Origin of the sequence: Microbacterium sp. Se63.02b (assembly GCF_014171575.1) — a bacterium.
GTDB lineage: Bacteria > Actinomycetota > Actinomycetes > Actinomycetales > Microbacteriaceae > Microbacterium.
This window is the reverse complement of sequence record NZ_CP050453.1, coordinates 778,401-796,793: the sequence shown is the minus strand read 5'-3', so window position 1 is coordinate 796,793 and position 18,393 is coordinate 778,401. Positions and strand designations below refer to the sequence as shown.

Here is an 18,393-nt window from a genome sequence, read left to right as displayed (position 1 = left end):
CGCCCGGCTCTCTGTCCGACGCCGGCCCGTCGAGCCAAGAGGAGAGCCCTGCGCTCGATGCGGCCGACACGTCGACGTCCGCAGAACCCGTCGCGGGCGTCGCGCCGCTGGCCGACTCGGCGACCACCGACGCGTCTTCGATGTCGCCCGACGGAGAGACGCCACAACGCCCCGAAGCTTCCCGCGCCGAGCGCGGACAGGGCGTGGATCTCACCCCACCGCAGGGCGACCCAGCGCAACCGGAATACGTCGGCGCCGGCGATGCCGTGTCAGCTGAAGGACCGACCGCCACGCGGGCAGTCGTCGCTCCCGTCATCACCGGTTTGGGCGCGGCGCTCGTCGCGGCCTTGGTGGCGCTTGCGGTCACGTCCGCTCTGGTCATCCGACGGGGACGACTCGACGGCTGACCGCCGCCCTTCCCCCACGAGAATCGACCACATATGACAGCTGCCGTTTCATGCAGTAACATCTTACTCGTCAAACATTAAGCGCAATGGGCCTGGGGGCCGTTAGGGGAACGAAATGCGCATCAAATCGCTCAAGAAGCTCTTATCATCGGTGACGGTGGTGGGGCTGGCGACGCTGGGGGTCATCTCCGCCGGGGCTACGGCTTCAGCCGCCACGTACACATATCCCGACGCGATCACGAACGTGCAGATGGCGTTCGACACCGGGGAGTCGGCTCCCGCGGAGGTCGGTGACATCTTCACCGTGACGGCCGACTGGTCCGTGCCCAACGGCGCGGTCGGAGGTGAGACGTTCGGGATGACGCTGCCGACCGAGCTGCACAATATCGCGGGTGGTGCATTCGACCTCAACAACCCCGCGGGGGATCTGGTCGGTACCTGCACGATCAGCGAGGATGCCGCACCGGTCCTCACCTGCACGCTGACGGACTTCGTCAACGGCAAGGAAGACATCAGCGGAAGCCTCTGGTTCAAGGCTCAGGCCATCAAGTCGACCACGGACTCGACCCTCGAGTTCCAGATCGGCAACACGTTCGTGCCGGTGGGGATTCCGGGAGGCGGACCGATCGTCGGCACCAGCCCCGCCCCGACCAAGGTGTCGAAGGACGGATGGCAGTCGTTCGACAAAGGCGTCTGGGGCTGGACGATCAATGTCCCCAGCTCCGTCGCCTCTGGCGGGCAGTTCACGATCCAGGACACTCTCGTGCCCGGCTCGCTGCAGCTCGAGAACCACACGCTGACAGGGCAGGTGCGCGCCGAATGGCGTGCCGTCGACGGCAACGGCAACCTCACCGGGCCCGCCACCGCTGTTCCTGCGTCGGACTTCGTGCAGAACACCTTCGCCGCGGGCGGCAAGTCGTTCACCCTCACCATCGGCAATGTCCCGGCAGACCAGGCTCGCGCGTATCAGGTCATCTACTACACCACGCCCGACGGGTCCTTCTTCCCCGGCGACGCCTACGCCAACGAGGCGACCGTGCAGTCCACGACGGTGGGCACGACCTTCACATACCAGGCATCGGGCGGCGGTGACGGAGATGCCAAGTCCTACGCGCGCTTCTCGATCGCCAAGGCCGTCTCCGGCGAGGGCGCATCGCTCGTTCCCGCAGACACCGAGTTCACCGTGCACTACACCGTCGCAGGCGACGCCCGAGACATGACCGTCAAGGCCGGAGAGGCCAACCGCGTGCAGTCCGAGCGGTACCCGATCGGATCGACGTTCGTGATCTCCGAGGTCGATATCCCCACCATCGCGGGGGTCGACTGGGCCGACTACACGATCTCCGGCCCTGGCGTCACCGACAACGGTGACGGGACCTACTCCGTCACACCGGGCGACAACACCACCGTCGCGCTCACGCTCGACAACTCCGCTCTCGTCGTACCGCCGCCCACCGGCACGGTCTCGGTGACGAAGCACGTCACCGGCGCGGGCGCCGCACTGGTCCCCGACGCGAAGTACACGGTCCACTACGCGTACACCGTCGACGGCACCGCGACCGAAGGCGACCTCACGATCGCCGACGGCGACACCGCCGCGATCGACGCCACCCTCCCGGTCGGCACCGAGGTCACCTTCACCGAAGTCGCACCCAAATCGGTCACCACCGACCAGGGCACCGTGAAGTACGGCGACCCCGTCTTCACCGCAGGCGGCAAGACCCTCGGCACCACCGCCACCGTCACCGTGACCGACGCCGACCAGGCACTCGCCGTCGACCTCGAGAACCCGACGACCCTGGTACCGCCGCCCACCACACCGGAGACGCCTCCGGCCACGCCGCCGACGACCCCTCCGACCACCCCTCCGACGGGACTGGCGCAGACCGGCTCGTCGTTCGCAGCGGGCACGGCCGCGCTTCTCGGCCTGGGACCGCTCATCGCCGGCGGCGCTGTGTTCGTCGCACGACGGAAGGGCGTGAAGCACTGATCGTGATCTAGCCAGATGCGGCACCCGGGACATGTTCCCGGGTGCCGCATCTCTTTGACCGTGGGGGCTCCCGCGTGAGCCGGAGCCCGCTCGAACTTATCCCTCCGCGTTTGCCGACGCGATCAGCTGCTCGATCTGCTCGAAGGTCACAGGCAGGCCAGGGAACCCGGCGAGTCGACCGATCGGGAACGAGGCCATCATCTTCTCCATTGCTTCGTCATTCGGCATCATCGACGCCGCCGCCGCATCGCCGGCCTGCCCGCCCATCAGACCGCCGAGCGCCTGCTGCACGATGGGCCCCGCGACCGGATGCGCCATGAGATCGCCCACCGAAGAGTTCATGGTGAGTTCCTGACGCACCTCGTCGCCGGCGAGGTCGACGGTCGATGTCGACCGGATGTCACGGCTCGATACGGCCACATCGACGACGTACGTGCCGCCCTCGACGATCCACCGGTCGACACGCACGTCCCAGTAGGCGAGGTCTTCCCGGCGCACGACCAGCTCGACCGTACGGGTCTCCCCCGCGGCGAGCGCGACCGAGGCGAATGCCTTGAGCTCACGCGGCGCACGCTGCACGATCGACTGCTCCGGCGCCACATATACCTGCACGACCTCGCGCCCGTCACGATCGCCCGAGTTCGTGACATCGACCCCCACGACGATGTCTCCGCTCGCGCCCACTTCGACGGTCGCCGGCGCATAGTCGAAGCTCGTGTACGACAGCCCGTGGCCGAACGGGAAGGTCACATCGAGGCCCTTCGCGTCGTACCACCGGTACCCGACCAGCAGGCCCTCGCCGTAGCGCACGTGGCCGAACTCTCCGGGAAAGTTGCCGAAGGACGGGTTGTCCTCCAGACGCACGGGCACGGTCTCGGTCAGCTTTCCGGAGGGGTTGACGGCGCCGTAGAGCACATCGGCGACGGCGCTGCCCCCGGCTTGTCCGAGCAACCAGCCCTCGACGATCGCCGGAACACGGTCGGCGAAAGGCAGGGCCACCACGCCACCGTTGGAGAGCACGACCACGACGCGTCGGTTCACCTCGAGCACCGCATCCAGCACGGCGAGCTGCTCCGCGGGAAGGTCGATGTGCTCACGATCGAACCCCTCCGACTCCTCTGCCGCCGGGAGACCGAGGAAGAGCACCGCCACGTCCGCCGCACCGGCGGTCTCGACCGCCTCGGCCCGAAGGTCGTCGGCAGTCCGTCCAGAGGCAGCGATGGCTCCGCCCTCGACCGCGAAGCCTGCCGCGTAGCTGACGTTGTCTCCGCCGACCGCGCGCAGCTCGTCGAGGGCCTTGTCGACCCGGGTGGGGTTGATCAGCGATGAACCCGCCCCTTGGAAGCGCGGCTCCGTCGCGAACGCGCCGATCACGGCGATTCGCTGCTCGGGGGCGAGCGGCAGCAGCGCGCCCTCGTTCTTCAGCAGCACGATCGACCGACCGGCCGCCTCGCGGGCGAGCGCATGGTGCGCATCGACGTCGAGCGGTCCGTCCACAGCCGGACGCGCGCCGGCCTTGCGCACGAGCTCGATGGCCCGGGAGGCGGCTGTGTCGAGCACGCTCTCCTCGAGCGTCCCGGCGCGCACGGCCGCGACGAGCTGGGCATCCGTGCGTCCACCCGATGCGGGCATCTCCAGGTCGAGCCCGGCGGCGATACCCGCGACGCGGTCGTTCACCGCGCCCCAGTCCGAGACGACGAGGCCGCCGAAGCCCCAGTCGTCACGCAGCACGCTCGTGAGCAGCCACGGGTCCTCCGAGGTCCACACGCCATTGAGCTTGTTGTACGAGCACATGACCGTCCACGGGGCGGCGTCCTTCACGACCCGCTCGAACCCGCGCAGGTAGATCTCGCGCAGGGGGCGGGGGTCGACGTCGGAGCTCGCGCGCATGCGGTCGAACTCCTGGTTGTTCGCGGCGAAGTGCTTCAGTGAAGTGCCGACGCCCTTCGACTGCACACCTCGGACCGAGGCGGCGCCGAGCACGCCCGACACGATCGGGTCCTCGGAGAAGTACTCGAAGTTGCGACCGCACAGCGGCGAGCGCTTGATGTTGATGCCCGGGCCGAGGACGACGGCGACGTTCTCGATCGCGGCCTCCACCCCTATCGCGGCGCCCACCCGCTCGATGATCTCCGGGTCGAAGGAGGAGCCGATGCCGACGGCCGGCGGAAAGCACGTCGCGGGGACGCTGTCGGCGAGGCCGAGGTGGTCGGAGCTGCCGGACTGCTTGCGCAGGCCGTGCGGTCCATCCGTCATCATCACCGAGGGGATGCCCACGCGGTCGATGGCCTTCGTGGTCCAGAAGTCCGCACCGCTGGTGAGCGACGCCTTCTCCTCGAGCGTGAGGTCGGAAGCCGAGTTCTCGGTCATTGTGTTCCTTTCGCGGGCGACGTCGATGTCCTTGCGAAAACCTTATGCTCTTCAGTATTAGATTTCAAACGTCATTCAGGATTAGTGTCGAAGCATGGCTCGACGAGGTTCATACGCGAAGGGTGTCGCGCGACGCGAGGAGATCCTGGAGAGCGCGCTCGACGTGATCGGGCGCAAGGGCTACCAGAACGCCTCCCTCAAGGAGATCGCCGAGGTCGTCGGCGTCACCCCTGCCGCCCTTCTGCATTACTTCGGCTCGAAAGAGGAGCTCTTCACCGAGGTCCTCCGCAAGCGCGACGAGCACGACGGCCTCGACCCCGCCGGCCTCAGCGACACCGAAGCCAGAACCGCGTTCATCGACGTGATCCGCCATAACACCGAGGTCCCGGGACTCGTCGCGCTCTTCTCCCGCCTCTCGGTGGATGCGGCCGACCCCGAGCATCCGGCCCACCCGTATTTCCTCGACCGCAGTGCACGCCTGCGGGAGTCCATCGCGGACAACTTCGCCGGAGAGGAGCAGCACTCCGCCCTCGACCCCGACACCCTCGCCCGCGTCATCCAGGCCGCATCCGACGGACTCCAGCTGCAGTGGATGATCGACCCGTCCGTCGACATGCCCGGCATCATGGCCGCCCTCATCGACGCCCTGCTCCCCCCGGCGGTGCACGACTCCTAGCGCCCCTCCGGCACACTCGTCCGGCGCACCGAGGGACCCTTGTCGGGCGGATGCCCGGATGTCGGGCGAATGCCGGGGATCTGGTCCTGCATCCGGTCGCCCGCCCGACATCCGTGCGGACGGAACGGCGTCGCCCACTACCCCTTCACGGCACCCCCGAGCCCCGCCGACCGCAGGAAGACCGACTGGAACAGCAGGAACATCGCGATCGGGATCAACGTCGCGATCGCCAGCGCCGCCAGGAACACGTCGAGCTCGGTCTGCGACTGCACGGCCGGTAGCCGCACCGACAGCGGCTGCACCGCGGGGTCCGGCAGCACCAGCATGGGCCACAGATAGTCCTTCCACGCGGCGATGATCGCGAACACCGAGACCACTCCGAGAATGGGCTTCGACATCGGCAGCACGATCGACCAGAACAGCCGGAAGGGACCGGCGCCATCCGTGCGCGCGGCTTCGAACACCTCACGCGGCAGCGAATCGAAGAAGCGCTTGACCAGCAGGATGTTGAACGCGTTCGCGCCCATCGGCAGCCAGACCGCGAGGTAGTTGTTGAGCAGGTTCACCTCGCCGAGCAGCGGCGGATTCACGATCGTGAGATACAACGGCACGAGGAGCACGATGCCGGGGATGAACAGGGTCGCCAGCACCAGCGCGTTCAACACCGGCGCGTACTTCGGCCGCAGCACCGACAGTGCGAAACCTGCGGTCGTCGCGATGAACAGCTGGACGAACCAGGCGCCGAGCGCGATCACGACCGTGTTCAGGAAGTACTGGTCGATGTGGATGTCGTTCCATGCCGTCGACAGGTTCGCCCAGTCGATGCCGTTCGGCCACAGCGCGAAAGGCTGCTGCAGGGTGTCCTGCGTCGGTGTCACGGCCGACTTCGCGAGCCACAGGATCGGTCCGAGACCGGCGACCACCAGCCCGACGGCGAGGAACACGTGCGTGACGGACATCCCGATACGGATGCCGGGTCGCCGACGCTCCGAGTCCGAGATGACGGTGCGATCGCCGACACGGTCGGCGGCCTTCTCGGCGGCCTTCTCCGCGGCACGGGTGGAGAGGCGGGTGGTGAGGCTCACGTCGTGCTCCAACGGTCGGTCAGCCTGAAGTACAGCCAGGAGAGGAGGGCGAGGACGATCGCGAGCAGCACCGACACGGCGGTCGCCTCGCCGTAGTCGCCGCCCAAGCTGTTCCGGAAGGCCTTGTCGTAGATGTACAGCAGCACGGTCTTGGTCGCGCCGGCGGGTCCGCCGCCGGTGAAGAGGAACGGTTCCAGGAAGACCTGCGCCGTCGCGATGACCTGCAGGATCAGCATGATGAAGAGGATGCCGCGCAGCTGCGGCAGCGTGACGTGCCAGACCTTCTTCCAGATGCCGGCACCGTCGACCTCGGCCGCGTCGTAGAGCTCGGGCGGGACGCCGAGGAGCGCGGCCAGGTAGATGATGATCGACCCGCCGGCCCCCGCCCAGGTGGCTTCGAGCACGAGGGACGGCATGGCCTGAACGGCATCCTGGATCCAGGGTTGCGGCGGGATGCCGACGAACCCGAGCACCGTGTTGAACACGCCGGACGGGTCCGCACTGTAGAAGAACTTCCACAGCAGCACCGCCACGACCGGAGGGATCACGACGGGGAGGTAGGCCAGCGCGGAGTAGATCCCCTTGCCACGGCGCACCTCGCTCATGAGCACGGCCATGAGCAACGGCAAGGGGAACCCGAAGAGCAGGGCGAGCACCGCGAACCACAGCGTGTTGATCACGGCGCGGCCCAACTCAGGGTCGCCGATCACAGCGAGGTAGTTGTCGAAGCCGACCCATTCGGAGACGATCAGGTTCGTCTTCTGCAGGCTCATGATCACCGACTGCACGATCGGCGACCAGGAGAAGAACACGAACACGAACAGCATGGGAAGCACGAACAGGAGGTTCGCGAGCCCGCCGCCGCGGAACCAGGTGAGGGGCGAGCGGCGGCGGGAAAGGCGCGCAGCGGGCGGCGGAGAGTCCTCCACCGCCGCCCGCTGCTCGGGGAGCGTCATCGTCATGGACTGCTACTCGTCGAGTTTCGCCTGCGCGTCGGTCTGCGCCTGGGCGAGCAGAGCGTCGATGTCGGCGTCCTGATCGGTCAGCACGGTCTGCACGACGGCGTCGAGGAGCGCGTACACCTCCTGGGTCTTCACCTTGGGCTCGCCCACGGGCGTCTGGTCCCAGATACGTTCGCTGAACGGTGCCATCTGGTCTACCGGCACGTTGATGTAGTCGGCGATCCACTTCTGCGACTCGTCGTACAGCTCGCGGCTGAGCACCGGCAGCAGCGGGGTGCCGACGGCCTGACCCGACTCGTTCAGCGTCTTGGCGTCGAGCGCGGCCGCGTCCTCGTCCATGAGCTTCTGCATGTAGTACCAGTCGATCCAGGTCACGGCCGCGGCCTTGGTCGTCTCATCGACGGTCGGGCTGATCACCGCGATGTCGCCGCCGCCGAGCGTTCCGGGGTCGTCGCCCTCCATCGGCACCACCGTCATGCCGTAGATCTCGGAGTCCATGCCGAAGTCGCGCACGAGGGCCGTGTAGATGTCGGATCCCGAGGTGTACATGCCGATGTTGCCCGCGGCGAACTCCTGGTTGATGGTGCCCCAGTCGAGGTCGACCTTCGATCCGAAGGAGCCGTCCTCCCACTTGACGTCGTGCAGGAACTGCAGGGTGGCCCTGGTCGCGTCGTTGTCGATGGTCGACTCGGCGGTGCCGTCGCCGTTGTCGGTCTGCGTGCGACCACCGCGCGCCACCGTCTGCGAGGTGAGCTGCCATCCGCCGGTGTTGTTGATCGCCATCTGCGCGTATCCGGCCTTGCCCGTGGCATCCGTGATGGCCTTGGCCGCCTCGCGGATCTCGTCCCACGTCTCCGGCGGATTGTCGGGGTCGAGGCCCGCCTGCTCGAACAGGTCGCGGTTGTAGTGCAGCGCTGCCGCGTACGCCTGCCGGGGGAAGCCGTAGAGCTTCCCGTCGGAGCCGGTGACCCCGTCGAGGATGATGGGGTTGAACTTGTCGGTGTAGCCGAGCTCCTCGATCGCGTCGGTCACGTCCATCAGCTGCCCGTTCTCGAGAAGCGTCTTGGAGTCGGTGAACGGCACGGTGAAGACGTCCGGCAGGCTGCCGCCCGCGAGCTGCACGGCGAAGGTAGGACCCTCCCACTCGTATTCGACACCGATGATGTCGATGTCGGGGTGCTCCTTCTCGAACTGCTTCTCCTGCGCTGCGAACGCCTCGTAGGCCGCGGCGTCGGCGCCAGGGGGGAACGTCGCGACGCGCAGCTCCGTCTTGCCGTCGGCGCTGTCATCGCTGCCGCTCGAGGTGCATCCGGCCAGGGCGCCGACCGTCGCGAGTACCGCGACGCCGGCGACCAGGGCTTTCGTTGGTGACTTCATCGTCTGTCCTTCCATGTGGTGCTGATCGGGTGGTGCAGGGCTGTCGACCGCTCAGGCGGAGCGCGCCGGAACGGCGCGAAGGGCGAGCCACGCGGTGGCGTCCGGAGGGAGCGTGCCGTCGAGGGGCGCGCTCGAGAGGAGTACCTCGTGGTGCGCGGGGAGGGGCACAGGGACGGAACCGAGATTCGTGATGCTCACGGTGCCGTCACCGCGACGGAACGCCAGGATGTCGGCCCCGAGCTCCAGCCACTCCAGGTCGCTGCCGCTGAAGTCGGCAGTCCGGCGGCGCAGGGTGATCGCCGTCCGGTAGAGGTTGAGGGTCGAGTCGGGGTCGCGCTCCTGCGCCTCGACCGTGAGTCCCGCCCAACTCTGCGGCTGGGGGAGCCACGGGTGTCCGCCGAAGCCGTACGGACTCGCGTTCCCGCTCCAGGGCAGCGGCACACGGCATCCGTCGCGCCCTGGGTCGACCCCGCCGGAGCGGAAGTGCATCGGGTCCTCGATCGCGTCGAGGGGAGCTCGACCTCGGGGAGTCCGAGTTCGTCGCCCTGGTAGATGTACAGGCTCCCGGGCAGCGCGGCGACGAGCAGCGCCGCGGCGCGCGCCCGCCTCGTCCCGCGCTCGGCATCGGTCGCCGTCCCGAAGCGTTTGCTCTCGAACGCGAAGGAGGAATCGGCCCGTCCGTAGCGTGTGACCGGTCGGGTGACGTCGTGGTTCGACAAGACCCAGGTGGCCGGAGCCCCGACAGGAGCGTGCTCGGCCAGCGTGCGCGTGATGGAGTCGCGCATCGCCTGCGCGCTCCACGGCTGGGTCATGAACCCGAAGTTGAAGGCGGTGTGCATCTCGCCCGGTCGCAGGTAGCGCGCGAAGCGCTCCGCGTCGTCGAGCCAGACCTCTCCGACGAGCACGCGCTCGCCCTCGTACTCGTCGGCGACCGCCCGCCAATCGCGATAGATGTCGTGCAGTTCGTCGCGGTCGATGTGCGGGTGGTCGTCCGTCGGAGCGAGGCCGGGGGCAGGTCCGGCAGCGACGGGTCCTTGACCGGCAAGGCCGCCGAGTCGATGCGCACACCGGCGACCCCGCGGTCGAACCAGAAGCGCAGCACGTCCTCGTGCTCGCGGCGCACGTCGGGGTGGTTCCAGTTCAGATCCGGCTGCTGCGGGGTGAACAGGTGCAGGTACCACTCCCCCGGCGTCCCATCGGGGTTCTGCGTGCGCGTCCAGGTCTCGCCCTGGAAGCTGGATACCCAGTTCGTCGGCATCTCTCCGCCGTCGGCACCTCGGCCGGGGTGGAACCAGAAGCGCTCCCGCTCCGCACTGCCCGGCCCGGCGGACAGCGCCTGCCGGAACCACTCGTGCTGATCCGAGATGTGGTTGGGGACGATATCGACGATCGTGCGGATGCCGAGCTCGAGGGCCTCGGCGATCAGCTGCTCCGCTTCGGCGAGCGTCCCGAAGCGGGGGTCGATCGTCCGATAGTCCTGGACGTCGTAGCCGCCGTCGGCGAGCGGGCTCCGATACCACGGAGTGAACCAGAGCGCGTCGACGCCGAGGCTCTTCAGGTACGGGAGGCGAGAGCGCACCCCGGCCAGATCACCCGTGCCGTCGCCGTTGCCGTCGGCGAAGCTGCGCACATACACCTGGTAGATCACCGCCGTGCGCCACCACCCCTCGCCCGCAGGCATGGTCAGAGCGCGGGCCGGTGCGGCAGAACGCAGAACATCGGTGTCCACGGAACTCCTCGTCGTCGATGGCGATGAGTCGAATGTAGCTTTTCCGTGAGGTTGTTGCAAGAACTAAACAAGTTATCGAAATTTTGCGATGGCTTGCGGGCGCACGAAAGCGCCCGCCTCGAGAAGACCGGTCAGACCAGCGGGCCCGTCGACGCGCGAAGCACCAGCTCGGGTTCGAAAAGCAGTTCATCGCTCGGCTGCGAGGTACCCGCGATCTGCGCAAGCAGCAACGCGATCACCGCACGCCCCATCGACTCGATCGGCTGCCGCACGGTCGTCAACGGCGGCTCCGTGCAGCTCATCAGGGCCGAGTCGTCGAAGCCGACGATACTGACGTCTCCCGGCACGGACAGCCCCGCGCGGCGGGCAGCGCGTACGGCGCCGAGAGCGAGGGGATCGCTCGCGCACACGACCGCGGTGGCCCCTGCCGCGAAGAGCCGTGCGGCCCCCGCCTGACCCGATTCCAGCGAGTAGAGACCGCGGACCACCAGCTCCTCGGAGAGCGGATCTCCGAGGTGCTCGAGAAGCCGCCGGGCGGACTCGAGCTTGCGCTGCGAGGGCACATGATCTTCCGGCCCCAGCAGCAGCCCGATCCGGCGGTGGCCGAGCTGATGCACATGCAGCACCGCCTGCTCCGCGGCCGCCGTGTGTCGGTCGAGACGGTCGCGAACTGCAGCTCGGGCACGCGCGCGTTGACGAGCACGGTCGGCAGATTCACCTGGCGCAGCCGCTCGTAGTGCTCGTGGGCGGCATCCGCCTGCGTGTAGTTGCCCCCGAGGAAGATCACACCGGACACCTGTTGCGCGAGCAGGAGGTCGACATAGTCCGACTCCGTGACCCCTCCCGCATTCTGCGTGCACAGCAGCGGCGTGTACCCGTTCTGCGTGAGCGCGCCGCCGACGATCTCGGCGAACGCCGGGAAGATCGGATTCTGCAGTTCCGGCAGCACCAGTCCGACCAGGCGTGCACGTTCACCGCGCAGCTTCGACGGACGCTCGTAGCCGAGCACGTCGAGAGCGGTCAGCACCGCCTGCCGCGTGGCATCGGATACCCCTGGTTTGTCGTTGAGCACACGGCTGACCGTCGCCTCGCTCACTCCGACCTTGCGTGCCACCTCGGCGAGTCGCTTCGACATGCGGTCAGCTTACGCAAGATCTTGCAAGAACGCGCAAGCGGGTTGCGCGTCAGAAGGTTCCGCTCACCGGACGTTGCCGTTGGAACAGGTCGCCTGCGCAGCCGAGTTGCCCTTGATGGAATCCGGCAGAGCCACCACGTCGTCCGGCGTGGCCGAGGGGTCGGGAGTCGCCTCCTGGGTCGGCTCCGTCGGCTCCTGCACGACGACGCCGTCGTTGCTGTTGTTCTCGTGCGTGATCTGCAGCTGCGCGTTGGCGGCGATCGCCTCCCAGAGCGCGTCTGCCGCCTCGTAGTCGGGAACGACCTTGTTCGGGTCGGAGTAGTCCGCCCCGGTCGGATACTGCACGAAGACGATGTCCTCGAACGGAACCGACTTCACCGCGAGAGCGATCTGCACGAGGGTCATCGGGTTGTTCGCGAGGGAGGTGCTGGCTTCGAGGTTGCTCAGGGCGGTGTTGGCGAGCTTGAGCATGACCGGCACGTTGCCGAGCACCTCACCGCTGATCATCTTGCGCGCGAGGCTCGACATGTACTGCTGCTGGTTGCCGATGCGCCCGAGGTCGCTGCCGTCGCCGACACCGTGACGCGTGCGGAGGAACTGCAGGGCCTGCAGACCCTCGACCGTGTGGGTACCCGCCGCCATGTCGAGCCCGGTGTAGCGGTCCTTGATCGGGTTCGCGAGGCAGACGTCGACGCCGCCGATCGCATTGGTGATCTCGATCACTCCACCGAAGGTCACGGAGGCCGCGAACTGCACCTCCTGGTCGGTGAGCTCGGAGATCGTCTGGACGACGCAGTTGAGTCCGCCGTCCGTGTAGGCCGTGTTCAGCGGCTGCTTGCTCATCGCGGAGTGGGTGTTGCCCTGCTCGTCCGTGCACTCCGGGATCGGGATCATGAGGTCGCGCGGAAAGCTGACGACCGTGATCCGTCGCGGCTCCTGCGAGACGTGCACCAGCAGGTTCACGTCGTTCAGCGTGCCCTCGGCATCGCCACCGGTGCAGCGGTCGCCAAAGAGGTCCTTGTACTTCTCCTCGCAGGTGTCGACACCCGTGAGGACGAGGTTGAAGCCACCCTCGTACTCGCCGATGTCGGGCGGCAATGAACCTTGGCCGTCGAGCTCCACGGCATTCGCCGACACCGTGCTGGAGAGGTCGTAGGCGATGTAGGCCCCCACGCCCAGCCCGCTGACGAGGACGACGGCCAGACCGATCGCGATGAACTTGAGCAGCTGGCTGATCGGACCCGGCGTGGCCAGCTGGCCATGTCGCGCGACGGTGCGGCGGCGTCGGGTGTTCTCGCTCACTCAGGGCCTTTCGGATTCAGCACCGGTGCGGGGTCACCGTGCTCAGTATGCGGAGGGTGTGGGATTCGAACCCACGAGACATCTCTGCCCACTGGTTTTCAAGACCAGCTCCATCGGCCGCTCGGACAACCCTCCTCGACGGACGCATCCGTCGACAAGGCGTGAGTCTAGCCGAGTTCTATTCTCCCGCGCTGACCTGGGCGGGCGCTGGAAGCGTGTCGAGCGCCTGCGCCAGCCCTCCGTCTTCGACGTCTGCGGTGACCTCGCTGGCGGCATCCTTGACCTCGTCCGGCGCCTGCCCCATCGCGACGGCTCGTCCTCCGAGCGATCGCGCCCAGCCGAACATGCCGATGTCGTTGCGCCCGTCGCCGGCGACGAGGATGCGGCCGCGGTCGAGTCCGAGCTCGAGGCGCACCTGCTCCAGAGCCGTGCCCTTGTCGACGCCCTGCGGGGCGATGTCCAACCACGCGGTCCACCCGATGGCGTACGACACCTCGTTGAGACCGGCATCCGCGACCAGGCGGTGGAAGTCGTCCTCGTCGTGCTCGGGCGAGACCACGACGATGCGCGAGACGGGCAACGCTCCGAGCTCCTCGAAGTCGACCTGTCGGCCGCCGTCGAGGGTCCAGTCGTCGAGCTGCTCCGTGAACAACCGCTGCCCTGACGCCAGCTCGACCATGTAGCGGGCTTCGGGAAGCCGATCGCGCAGCAGACCCAGGACGGGGGTCGGGTCGAACGTCTCGACGTTCCACCGCTCCCAGTCGTCGCCGTCTCTGCGCATCGTGACGGCGCCGTTGGAGCACACCACGTAGTCGGCCAGCAGACCGAGTTCTTCGACGTACCGACGCGTGGCCATCCAGCTGCGCCCCGTCGCGATCGTAACCAGATGCCCGGCGTCGCGCACCCGGGCGACGGCCTCGGGCACACCGGGACTCATCGTCTCGTCCTGGAGGAGGATGGTGCCGTCGACGTCGAGGCCGACCAGCCAGGGTTCCGTCACCGCGCGGCCCGCCCCTGCTCAAGCGGATGGATCACGTCGAGGCCCCCGAGGTACGGCCGCAGGACCTCCGGGACGCGGACCGAACCGTCGGCCTGCTGGTGCGTCTCGAGCAGGGCCACGATCCATCGTGTAGTCGCGAGAGTGCCGTTGAGTGTGGCGACGTGCTGGGTCTTCGCGCCCTGCGCTGCGGCGTCGGCCGCCTCGACGGTCGGGCGATACCGCACGTCGAGGCGGCGCGCCTGGTACGTCGTGCAGTTCGAGGTCGACGTGAGCTCGCGGAAGGCGCCCTGCGTCGGGACCCATGCCTCGATGTCGTATTTGCGGGCGGCGCTCGAGCCGAGGTCTCCGGCCGCGACGTCGATCACGCGGTAGGCCAGACCGAGAGAGGTCAGCATCTCCTCCTGCAGCGCGACGAGGCGCAGGTGCTCGGCCTCGGCGTCCTCGGCCGTCGTGTAGACGAACATCTCCAGCTTGTTGAACTGGTGCACCCGGATGATGCCGCGGGTGTCCTTGCCGTGCGAACCGGCCTCACGGCGGTAGCAGGTCGACCACCCCGCGTAGCGGAGCGCACCGTCGGCCAGGTCGACGATCTCGTCCTTGTGGTATCCGGCGAGCGCGACCTCGCTGGTGCCGACCAGATACAGGTCGTCGTCCTTGTCGAGGTGGTAGACCTCGTCGGCGTGCTCGCCGAGGAAGCCGGTTCCCTGCATGATCTCGGGACGCACGAGGGTCGGGGTGATCAGTGGGACGAAACCGTTCTGCAGGGCCTTGTCGAGAGCGAGGTTCATCAACGCGATCTCGAGCCGCGCCCCGATGCCGCGCAGGAAGTAGAAGCGCGCACCAGACACCTTCGCCCCGCGCTCCATGTCGATCGCACCGAGGAGCTCGCCGAGTTCCAGGTGGTCACGGGGTTCGAAGTCGAAGGCCGGCACCTCGCCGACCCGTCGCAGCTCGACGAAGTCGGCCTCGCCGCCCGCCGGGACGCCGTCGATCACGACGTTCTCGATGCGGGCGAGTGCGACGGATGCCGCTTCCGCCGCTTCGTTGGCGGCATGCTGTGCCAGCTTGACGCGCTCGGCGAGGTCCTTCGCCTGCGCGACGAGTGCCGCCTTCTCGTCCTTCGGAGCCTTCGCCACTGCTTACCGAACGCGTTCTGCTCGGCCCGCAGCTCTTCGAAGGCGGCGAGCGCGGCCCTGCGCGATCGATCGGCCTCGAGTGCGACGTCGACGGTGCTCTGGTCGTTTCCACGGGCAGCCTGCGAACGGCGGACGATCTCCGGGTTTTCGCGGAGGAGTGCGAGGTCGATCATCTGCCAAGTCTACGGTGCCCTCTCGGGTCGTCGAGCGGCCCCGCCCCGCCCGAGCATCCCGTCTCGCGCCGAAGAACCGGCCGGGGCGGGCATGGCAGACGTGCCGGCCGAAAGGGGATGTCACACTTCCGCCGCTGCGTCGTCTTCCTCTGAGATGGTCGGCGCACGGTCGACCTCGGAAGGAACATCCATGACCACTTCTGTGACCTCCCTGGATCAGCTGAACCTCGCCTTCGCCGAGCGATTCAATGCTCGCGATCTCGACGGCTTGATGGCCCTGAACGCGCCCGACGTCGTCTTCGTCCCCGCACCGGGCACTCCGGTGACGGGCACCGAAGCCGTTCGCGGTGCGCTCGCGCAGTTCCTCGGACTCGAACTGCCGATCTCGATGACGGTGCGCCATGTCTTCGAGAGCGCGGGCACCGGACTCGCGATCGCCGACTGGACCATCACCGGCACCGGCCCCGATGGGTCTGCGGTCTCGCTGGCGGGGACGACCGCCGACGTCGCGGTGCACGACGAGACGCACGGCTGGCGCTACGTCGTCGACAATCCCTTCGGCACCGCGTGAAACTCGGGGAGGTCGGATCTCCGCCGGCCTCCCTCAGCTTTCGCCCATCCCCGAGCGGCGGCACGCCTTCATCGCCTTGCGGCCGCGAGATATCCGTTGCCTGGCAGCGGCGGGTTCGATGCCGAGACGCGTCGCGATCTGTTCGGCCGAGAGTCCGTCGACCACCGACAACAACAGCGGCTCCCTGACCGTCTCCGGCAGGGCGTGCAATGCACCCAGAGCGCCGTCGAGGAACACGCGGATCTCGACTGCGGCATCGACGCCCGCCTGCTCCCCCGCCGTGTCATCCTCGAGCACGGCTTGCGGCCGTCGTGCGCGTTGCCTGGCGAGATCGATGGCGACGTTGCGGGCGATGGCATCGAGCCAGGAGCACACGCGTCCCGGTTCCGGGGTCTCCAGGTGCGCGATCGAGCGCCAGGCGCGAAGCAGCGAGGTCTGTGCGGCATCCTCGGCGTCATCCACGGGAACGCCGAGGGAGATGCTGCGGCGGCGGAGCCGGTCGGGTTCGGCCGTGATCAGCTCCGACAGCACGCCTCGGGCCGCCGCGCCGGAATCCTCGGGCATCCGACCGCTCCCTCCTGCGACGCATCCCTGCCACCCGACCCGGATGGGGCGACACGACCACGTCCCGGTTTAGAGTAGCGCCATGACCACGCCTGCCTCCGTTCCGCGACAGGCCGCGCTCATCTACAACCCCATCAAGGTCGACGGCAAGCAGCTGAGAGCCACCGTGCGCGACCTGTCGCGTGAGGCCGGATGGGAGCATCCTGCCTTCTACCCCACGACGGTCGAGGATGCGGGGCAGGACGCGACGGCGCAGGCTCTCGCGCGCGGTGTCGATGTCGTGCTGGTCGCCGGTGGCGACGGGACGGTGCGGGCGGTGTCGGAGGCGATCGCGAACACCGGGGTGCCCCTCGCGATCCTGCCGAGTGGAACCGGGAACCTGTTGGCGCGCAACCTCGGGCTGCCTCTGGGTGACCCGGCGGAGATGATCCGGGCCGCGCTCGGCGACTTCCGCCATCCGATCGACATCGGCTGGGCGCGTCTGACCCGCGAGGACGGCGACGAGGAGGAGCACGCATTCGTCGTGCTGGCCGGCATGGGGCTGGATGCCGACATGATCGCGAACACGCGCTCGGATCTGAAGAAGTCGGTCGGCTGGATCGCGTATGTCGACGGTGCCGCACGATCACTGCCGCGTGCGAAGCCGTTCCGCGCGGTGTACCAGATCGACGACGGACGTCTGCACACGCACCGTGCGTACAGCCTCCTTTTCGCGAACTGCGGCACGCTTCCCGCGCGCATCGCGCTGATCCCGGATGCCTCGATCACGGATGCCGCCCTCGACATCGCCGTGATCCAGCCCACCGGGGTGCTCGGTTGGTTCGCGGTGTGGCGCAAGATCTGGTGGGACAACTCCGTGCTGCGGCGCTTCCGCGCCGGACGCCGCGTGCTGGAGCGACGGGGCAAGAACGCGTCGGTGCACTACTTCCACGGGACCGCGGCCGAAGCGGCGGCACCGGGCCCGGTCCCGATCGAGCTCGACGGAGACGAGTTCGGCGCGGCCGTGCGCATCACCTGCTGGGCCGATCCGGGCGCGCTGCTGCTGGCGCTGCCGCCCGGTCACCCCGTGCACATGCTCTGACCCGCGCGTCGTCAGGTGGTCCTGCCACGTTCGCGCGCAGCGATGAGGGTCACTGCGAGCGAGTCAACGGACCTCGACCGTGCCGTCGAGGCCTCCGCCGACCAGCGTCAACGTGAAGGGACCGTCGTCCTCGATCATGTCGTCGCCGAAGGCGAGCAGAGTCGCGCGCGGCGCCATGTCCAACGTGCACACCTGGTCTTCGTCGGTCGCGAATGTCACGGTGCCAGCGTTGCCCGACCCTTCGAGCGATTCCACGACCGGGACGCATGACGAGGAACCCCAGGTGAGCAGTACGAGGCCGCCGTCGTCGAACCACCCTGCGGACGGGAGGTATTCGCCCGGGGTTCCCGGAGTGCCCGCAGCTGCGGGGTCGCCGTCGAGGTCGACGTCGTCGGTGATGTCGCCGTAGGTCACGTTCAGGGTGATGTCGTTCTTCGGATCGACGCCTTCCGGCAGAGCTCCGAGGCTGGCCCGGGGCGCGATGTCCTTCGTGCACGGCCGCGGCGTCTCGCCGTCGGGGTCGACGAGGGTCACCGTGACGGTCTGGCCCTCGGCCGACACCTGATCGACCTGCGGCACGCACGTCGACGACCCCCAGGTGATCACCGCGAACATGCGTCCGTCGTCGAGCAGCGTGCCCTCCACGTCGTTCTGGTCGTCGGCATCCACGCCACCGGCGCTGGGGGCGGGCGAACTCGTCGGAGTCTCAGAACCCGGGCCGCTGGTGCATCCCGCGACGAGGAGCGCCGCCGCGATGAGGCCGACGGCGGAGACGAGGGGACGAAGCGCTGTGGTCATGCTCACAGGGTAGCTGGCACGGCTGTCGGCGGGATAG

General features: G+C 68.2%; 12 protein-coding genes, 1 tRNA gene and 3 pseudogenes. 4 read left to right on the top strand and 12 right to left on the bottom strand.

Going from position 1 to position 18,393, the window contains the following annotated elements; all coding sequences use genetic code 11:
- Positions 1 to 522 precede the first annotated feature (522 nt).
- A complete protein-coding gene (locus G4G29_RS03980; protein ID WP_183151896.1) occupies positions 523 to 2,397 on the top strand; it encodes a DUF5979 domain-containing protein in 1,875 nt (624 codons plus the stop codon).
- A 96-nt stretch (positions 2,398 to 2,493) separates the two neighbouring features.
- On the opposite strand, the gene G4G29_RS03975 is transcribed toward G4G29_RS03980, so the two are convergent.
- The gene (locus tag G4G29_RS03975; RefSeq protein ID WP_183151895.1) at positions 2,494 to 4,767 is read right to left on the bottom strand and encodes a glycoside hydrolase family 3 C-terminal domain-containing protein; all 2,274 of its coding nucleotides are present in this window, start codon (positions 4,765 to 4,767) and stop codon (positions 2,494 to 2,496) included.
- 94 nt (positions 4,768 to 4,861) lie between these two features.
- Between G4G29_RS03975 and G4G29_RS03970 the strand changes: the two genes are divergently transcribed.
- Positions 4,862 to 5,443 (top strand): TetR/AcrR family transcriptional regulator, encoded by a 582-nt coding sequence (locus tag G4G29_RS03970; RefSeq protein ID WP_183151894.1) that lies wholly within the window; start codon positions 4,862 to 4,864, stop codon positions 5,441 to 5,443.
- Between the two features lie 137 nt (positions 5,444 to 5,580).
- Here G4G29_RS03970 and G4G29_RS03965 read toward each other — a convergent pair whose 3' ends face one another.
- From G4G29_RS03965 to serS, 9 genes and pseudogenes are all read right to left on the bottom strand, one after another.
- The gene (locus tag G4G29_RS03965; RefSeq protein WP_183151893.1) at positions 5,581 to 6,528 is read right to left on the bottom strand and encodes a carbohydrate ABC transporter permease; all 948 of its coding nucleotides are present in this window, start codon (positions 6,526 to 6,528) and stop codon (positions 5,581 to 5,583) included.
- Positions 6,525 to 7,490 carry a sugar ABC transporter permease gene (locus G4G29_RS03960; RefSeq protein WP_183151892.1) on the bottom strand — a complete coding sequence of 322 codons (966 nt, stop codon included), beginning with the start codon at positions 7,488 to 7,490 and terminating at the stop codon, positions 6,525 to 6,527. Before G4G29_RS03960 ends, G4G29_RS03965 begins: the two co-directional genes overlap by 4 nt.
- Positions 7,491 to 7,496: 6 nt before the next feature.
- On the bottom strand, positions 7,497 to 8,867 hold the full coding sequence (locus G4G29_RS03955; protein ID WP_183151891.1) for an extracellular solute-binding protein: 1,371 nt from the start codon (positions 8,865 to 8,867) through the stop codon (positions 7,497 to 7,499).
- 51 nt (positions 8,868 to 8,918) lie between these two features.
- Positions 8,919 to 10,548, bottom strand: a pseudogene (locus tag G4G29_RS03950) (glycoside hydrolase family 13 protein).
- A 179-nt stretch (positions 10,549 to 10,727) separates the two neighbouring features.
- A pseudogene (locus tag G4G29_RS03945) lies at positions 10,728 to 11,731 on the bottom strand (LacI family DNA-binding transcriptional regulator).
- A 63-nt stretch (positions 11,732 to 11,794) separates the two neighbouring features.
- Positions 11,795 to 13,033, bottom strand: a complete 1,239-nt coding sequence (locus G4G29_RS03940; RefSeq protein WP_183151890.1) for an LCP family protein — start codon at positions 13,031 to 13,033, stop codon at positions 11,795 to 11,797.
- A gap of 50 nt (positions 13,034 to 13,083) precedes the next feature.
- Positions 13,084 to 13,168: transfer RNA gene (locus tag G4G29_RS03935), tRNA-Ser, on the bottom strand.
- A gap of 43 nt (positions 13,169 to 13,211) precedes the next feature.
- On the bottom strand, positions 13,212 to 14,033 hold the full coding sequence (locus tag G4G29_RS03930) for an HAD hydrolase family protein (protein ID WP_183151889.1): 822 nt from the start codon (positions 14,031 to 14,033) through the stop codon (positions 13,212 to 13,214).
- Positions 14,030 to 15,342 (bottom strand): annotated as a pseudogene (gene serS / locus G4G29_RS03925) (serine--tRNA ligase). The gene G4G29_RS03930 and the pseudogene serS overlap by 4 nt, the downstream one beginning before the upstream one ends.
- 190 nt (positions 15,343 to 15,532) lie before the next feature.
- Between serS and G4G29_RS03920 the strand changes: the two are divergent.
- Entirely contained in the window at positions 15,533 to 15,913 is a 381-nt protein-coding gene (locus tag G4G29_RS03920; RefSeq protein ID WP_183151888.1) for a nuclear transport factor 2 family protein, read from the top strand.
- 33 nt (positions 15,914 to 15,946) lie between these two features.
- Here G4G29_RS03920 and G4G29_RS03915 read toward each other — a convergent pair whose 3' ends face one another.
- Entirely contained in the window at positions 15,947 to 16,477 is a 531-nt protein-coding gene (locus G4G29_RS03915; protein ID WP_183151887.1) for an RNA polymerase sigma factor, read from the bottom strand.
- Positions 16,478 to 16,559: 82 nt separating this feature from the next.
- Here G4G29_RS03915 and G4G29_RS03910 point away from each other — a divergent pair, with 82 nt between their 5' ends.
- Positions 16,560 to 17,558, top strand: coding sequence for a diacylglycerol kinase family protein (locus G4G29_RS03910; protein WP_183151886.1), 999 nt, complete (start codon positions 16,560 to 16,562; stop codon positions 17,556 to 17,558).
- Between the two features lie 63 nt (positions 17,559 to 17,621).
- Here the strand turns inward: G4G29_RS03910 and G4G29_RS03905 are convergent, their stop codons facing one another.
- Positions 17,622 to 18,356, bottom strand: a complete 735-nt coding sequence (locus tag G4G29_RS03905; protein WP_183151885.1) for a hypothetical protein — start codon at positions 18,354 to 18,356, stop codon at positions 17,622 to 17,624.
- Positions 18,357 to 18,393: the final 37 nt, after the last annotated feature.

Excerpts from the sequence above, each read along its gene's own strand:
- G4G29_RS03920 (WP_183151888.1), top strand. The coding sequence starts at position 15,533 with ATGACCACTTCTGTGACCTCCCTGGATCAGCTGAACCTCGCCTTCGCC.
- G4G29_RS03960 (WP_183151892.1), bottom strand. The coding sequence starts at position 7,490 with ATGACGATGACGCTCCCCGAGCAGCGGGCGGCGGTGGAGGACTCTCCG.
- G4G29_RS03980 (WP_183151896.1), top strand. The coding sequence starts at position 523 with ATGCGCATCAAATCGCTCAAGAAGCTCTTATCATCGGTGACGGTGGTG.
- G4G29_RS03970 (WP_183151894.1), top strand. The coding sequence starts at position 4,862 with ATGGCTCGACGAGGTTCATACGCGAAGGGTGTCGCGCGACGCGAGGAG.
- G4G29_RS03955 (WP_183151891.1), bottom strand. The coding sequence starts at position 8,867 with ATGAAGTCACCAACGAAAGCCCTGGTCGCCGGCGTCGCGGTACTCGCG.
- G4G29_RS03910 (WP_183151886.1), top strand. The coding sequence starts at position 16,560 with ATGACCACGCCTGCCTCCGTTCCGCGACAGGCCGCGCTCATCTACAAC.
- G4G29_RS03905 (WP_183151885.1), bottom strand. The coding sequence starts at position 18,356 with ATGACCACAGCGCTTCGTCCCCTCGTCTCCGCCGTCGGCCTCATCGCG.
- G4G29_RS03915 (WP_183151887.1), bottom strand. The coding sequence starts at position 16,477 with ATGCCCGAGGATTCCGGCGCGGCGGCCCGAGGCGTGCTGTCGGAGCTG.
- G4G29_RS03975 (WP_183151895.1), bottom strand. The coding sequence starts at position 4,767 with ATGACCGAGAACTCGGCTTCCGACCTCACGCTCGAGGAGAAGGCGTCG.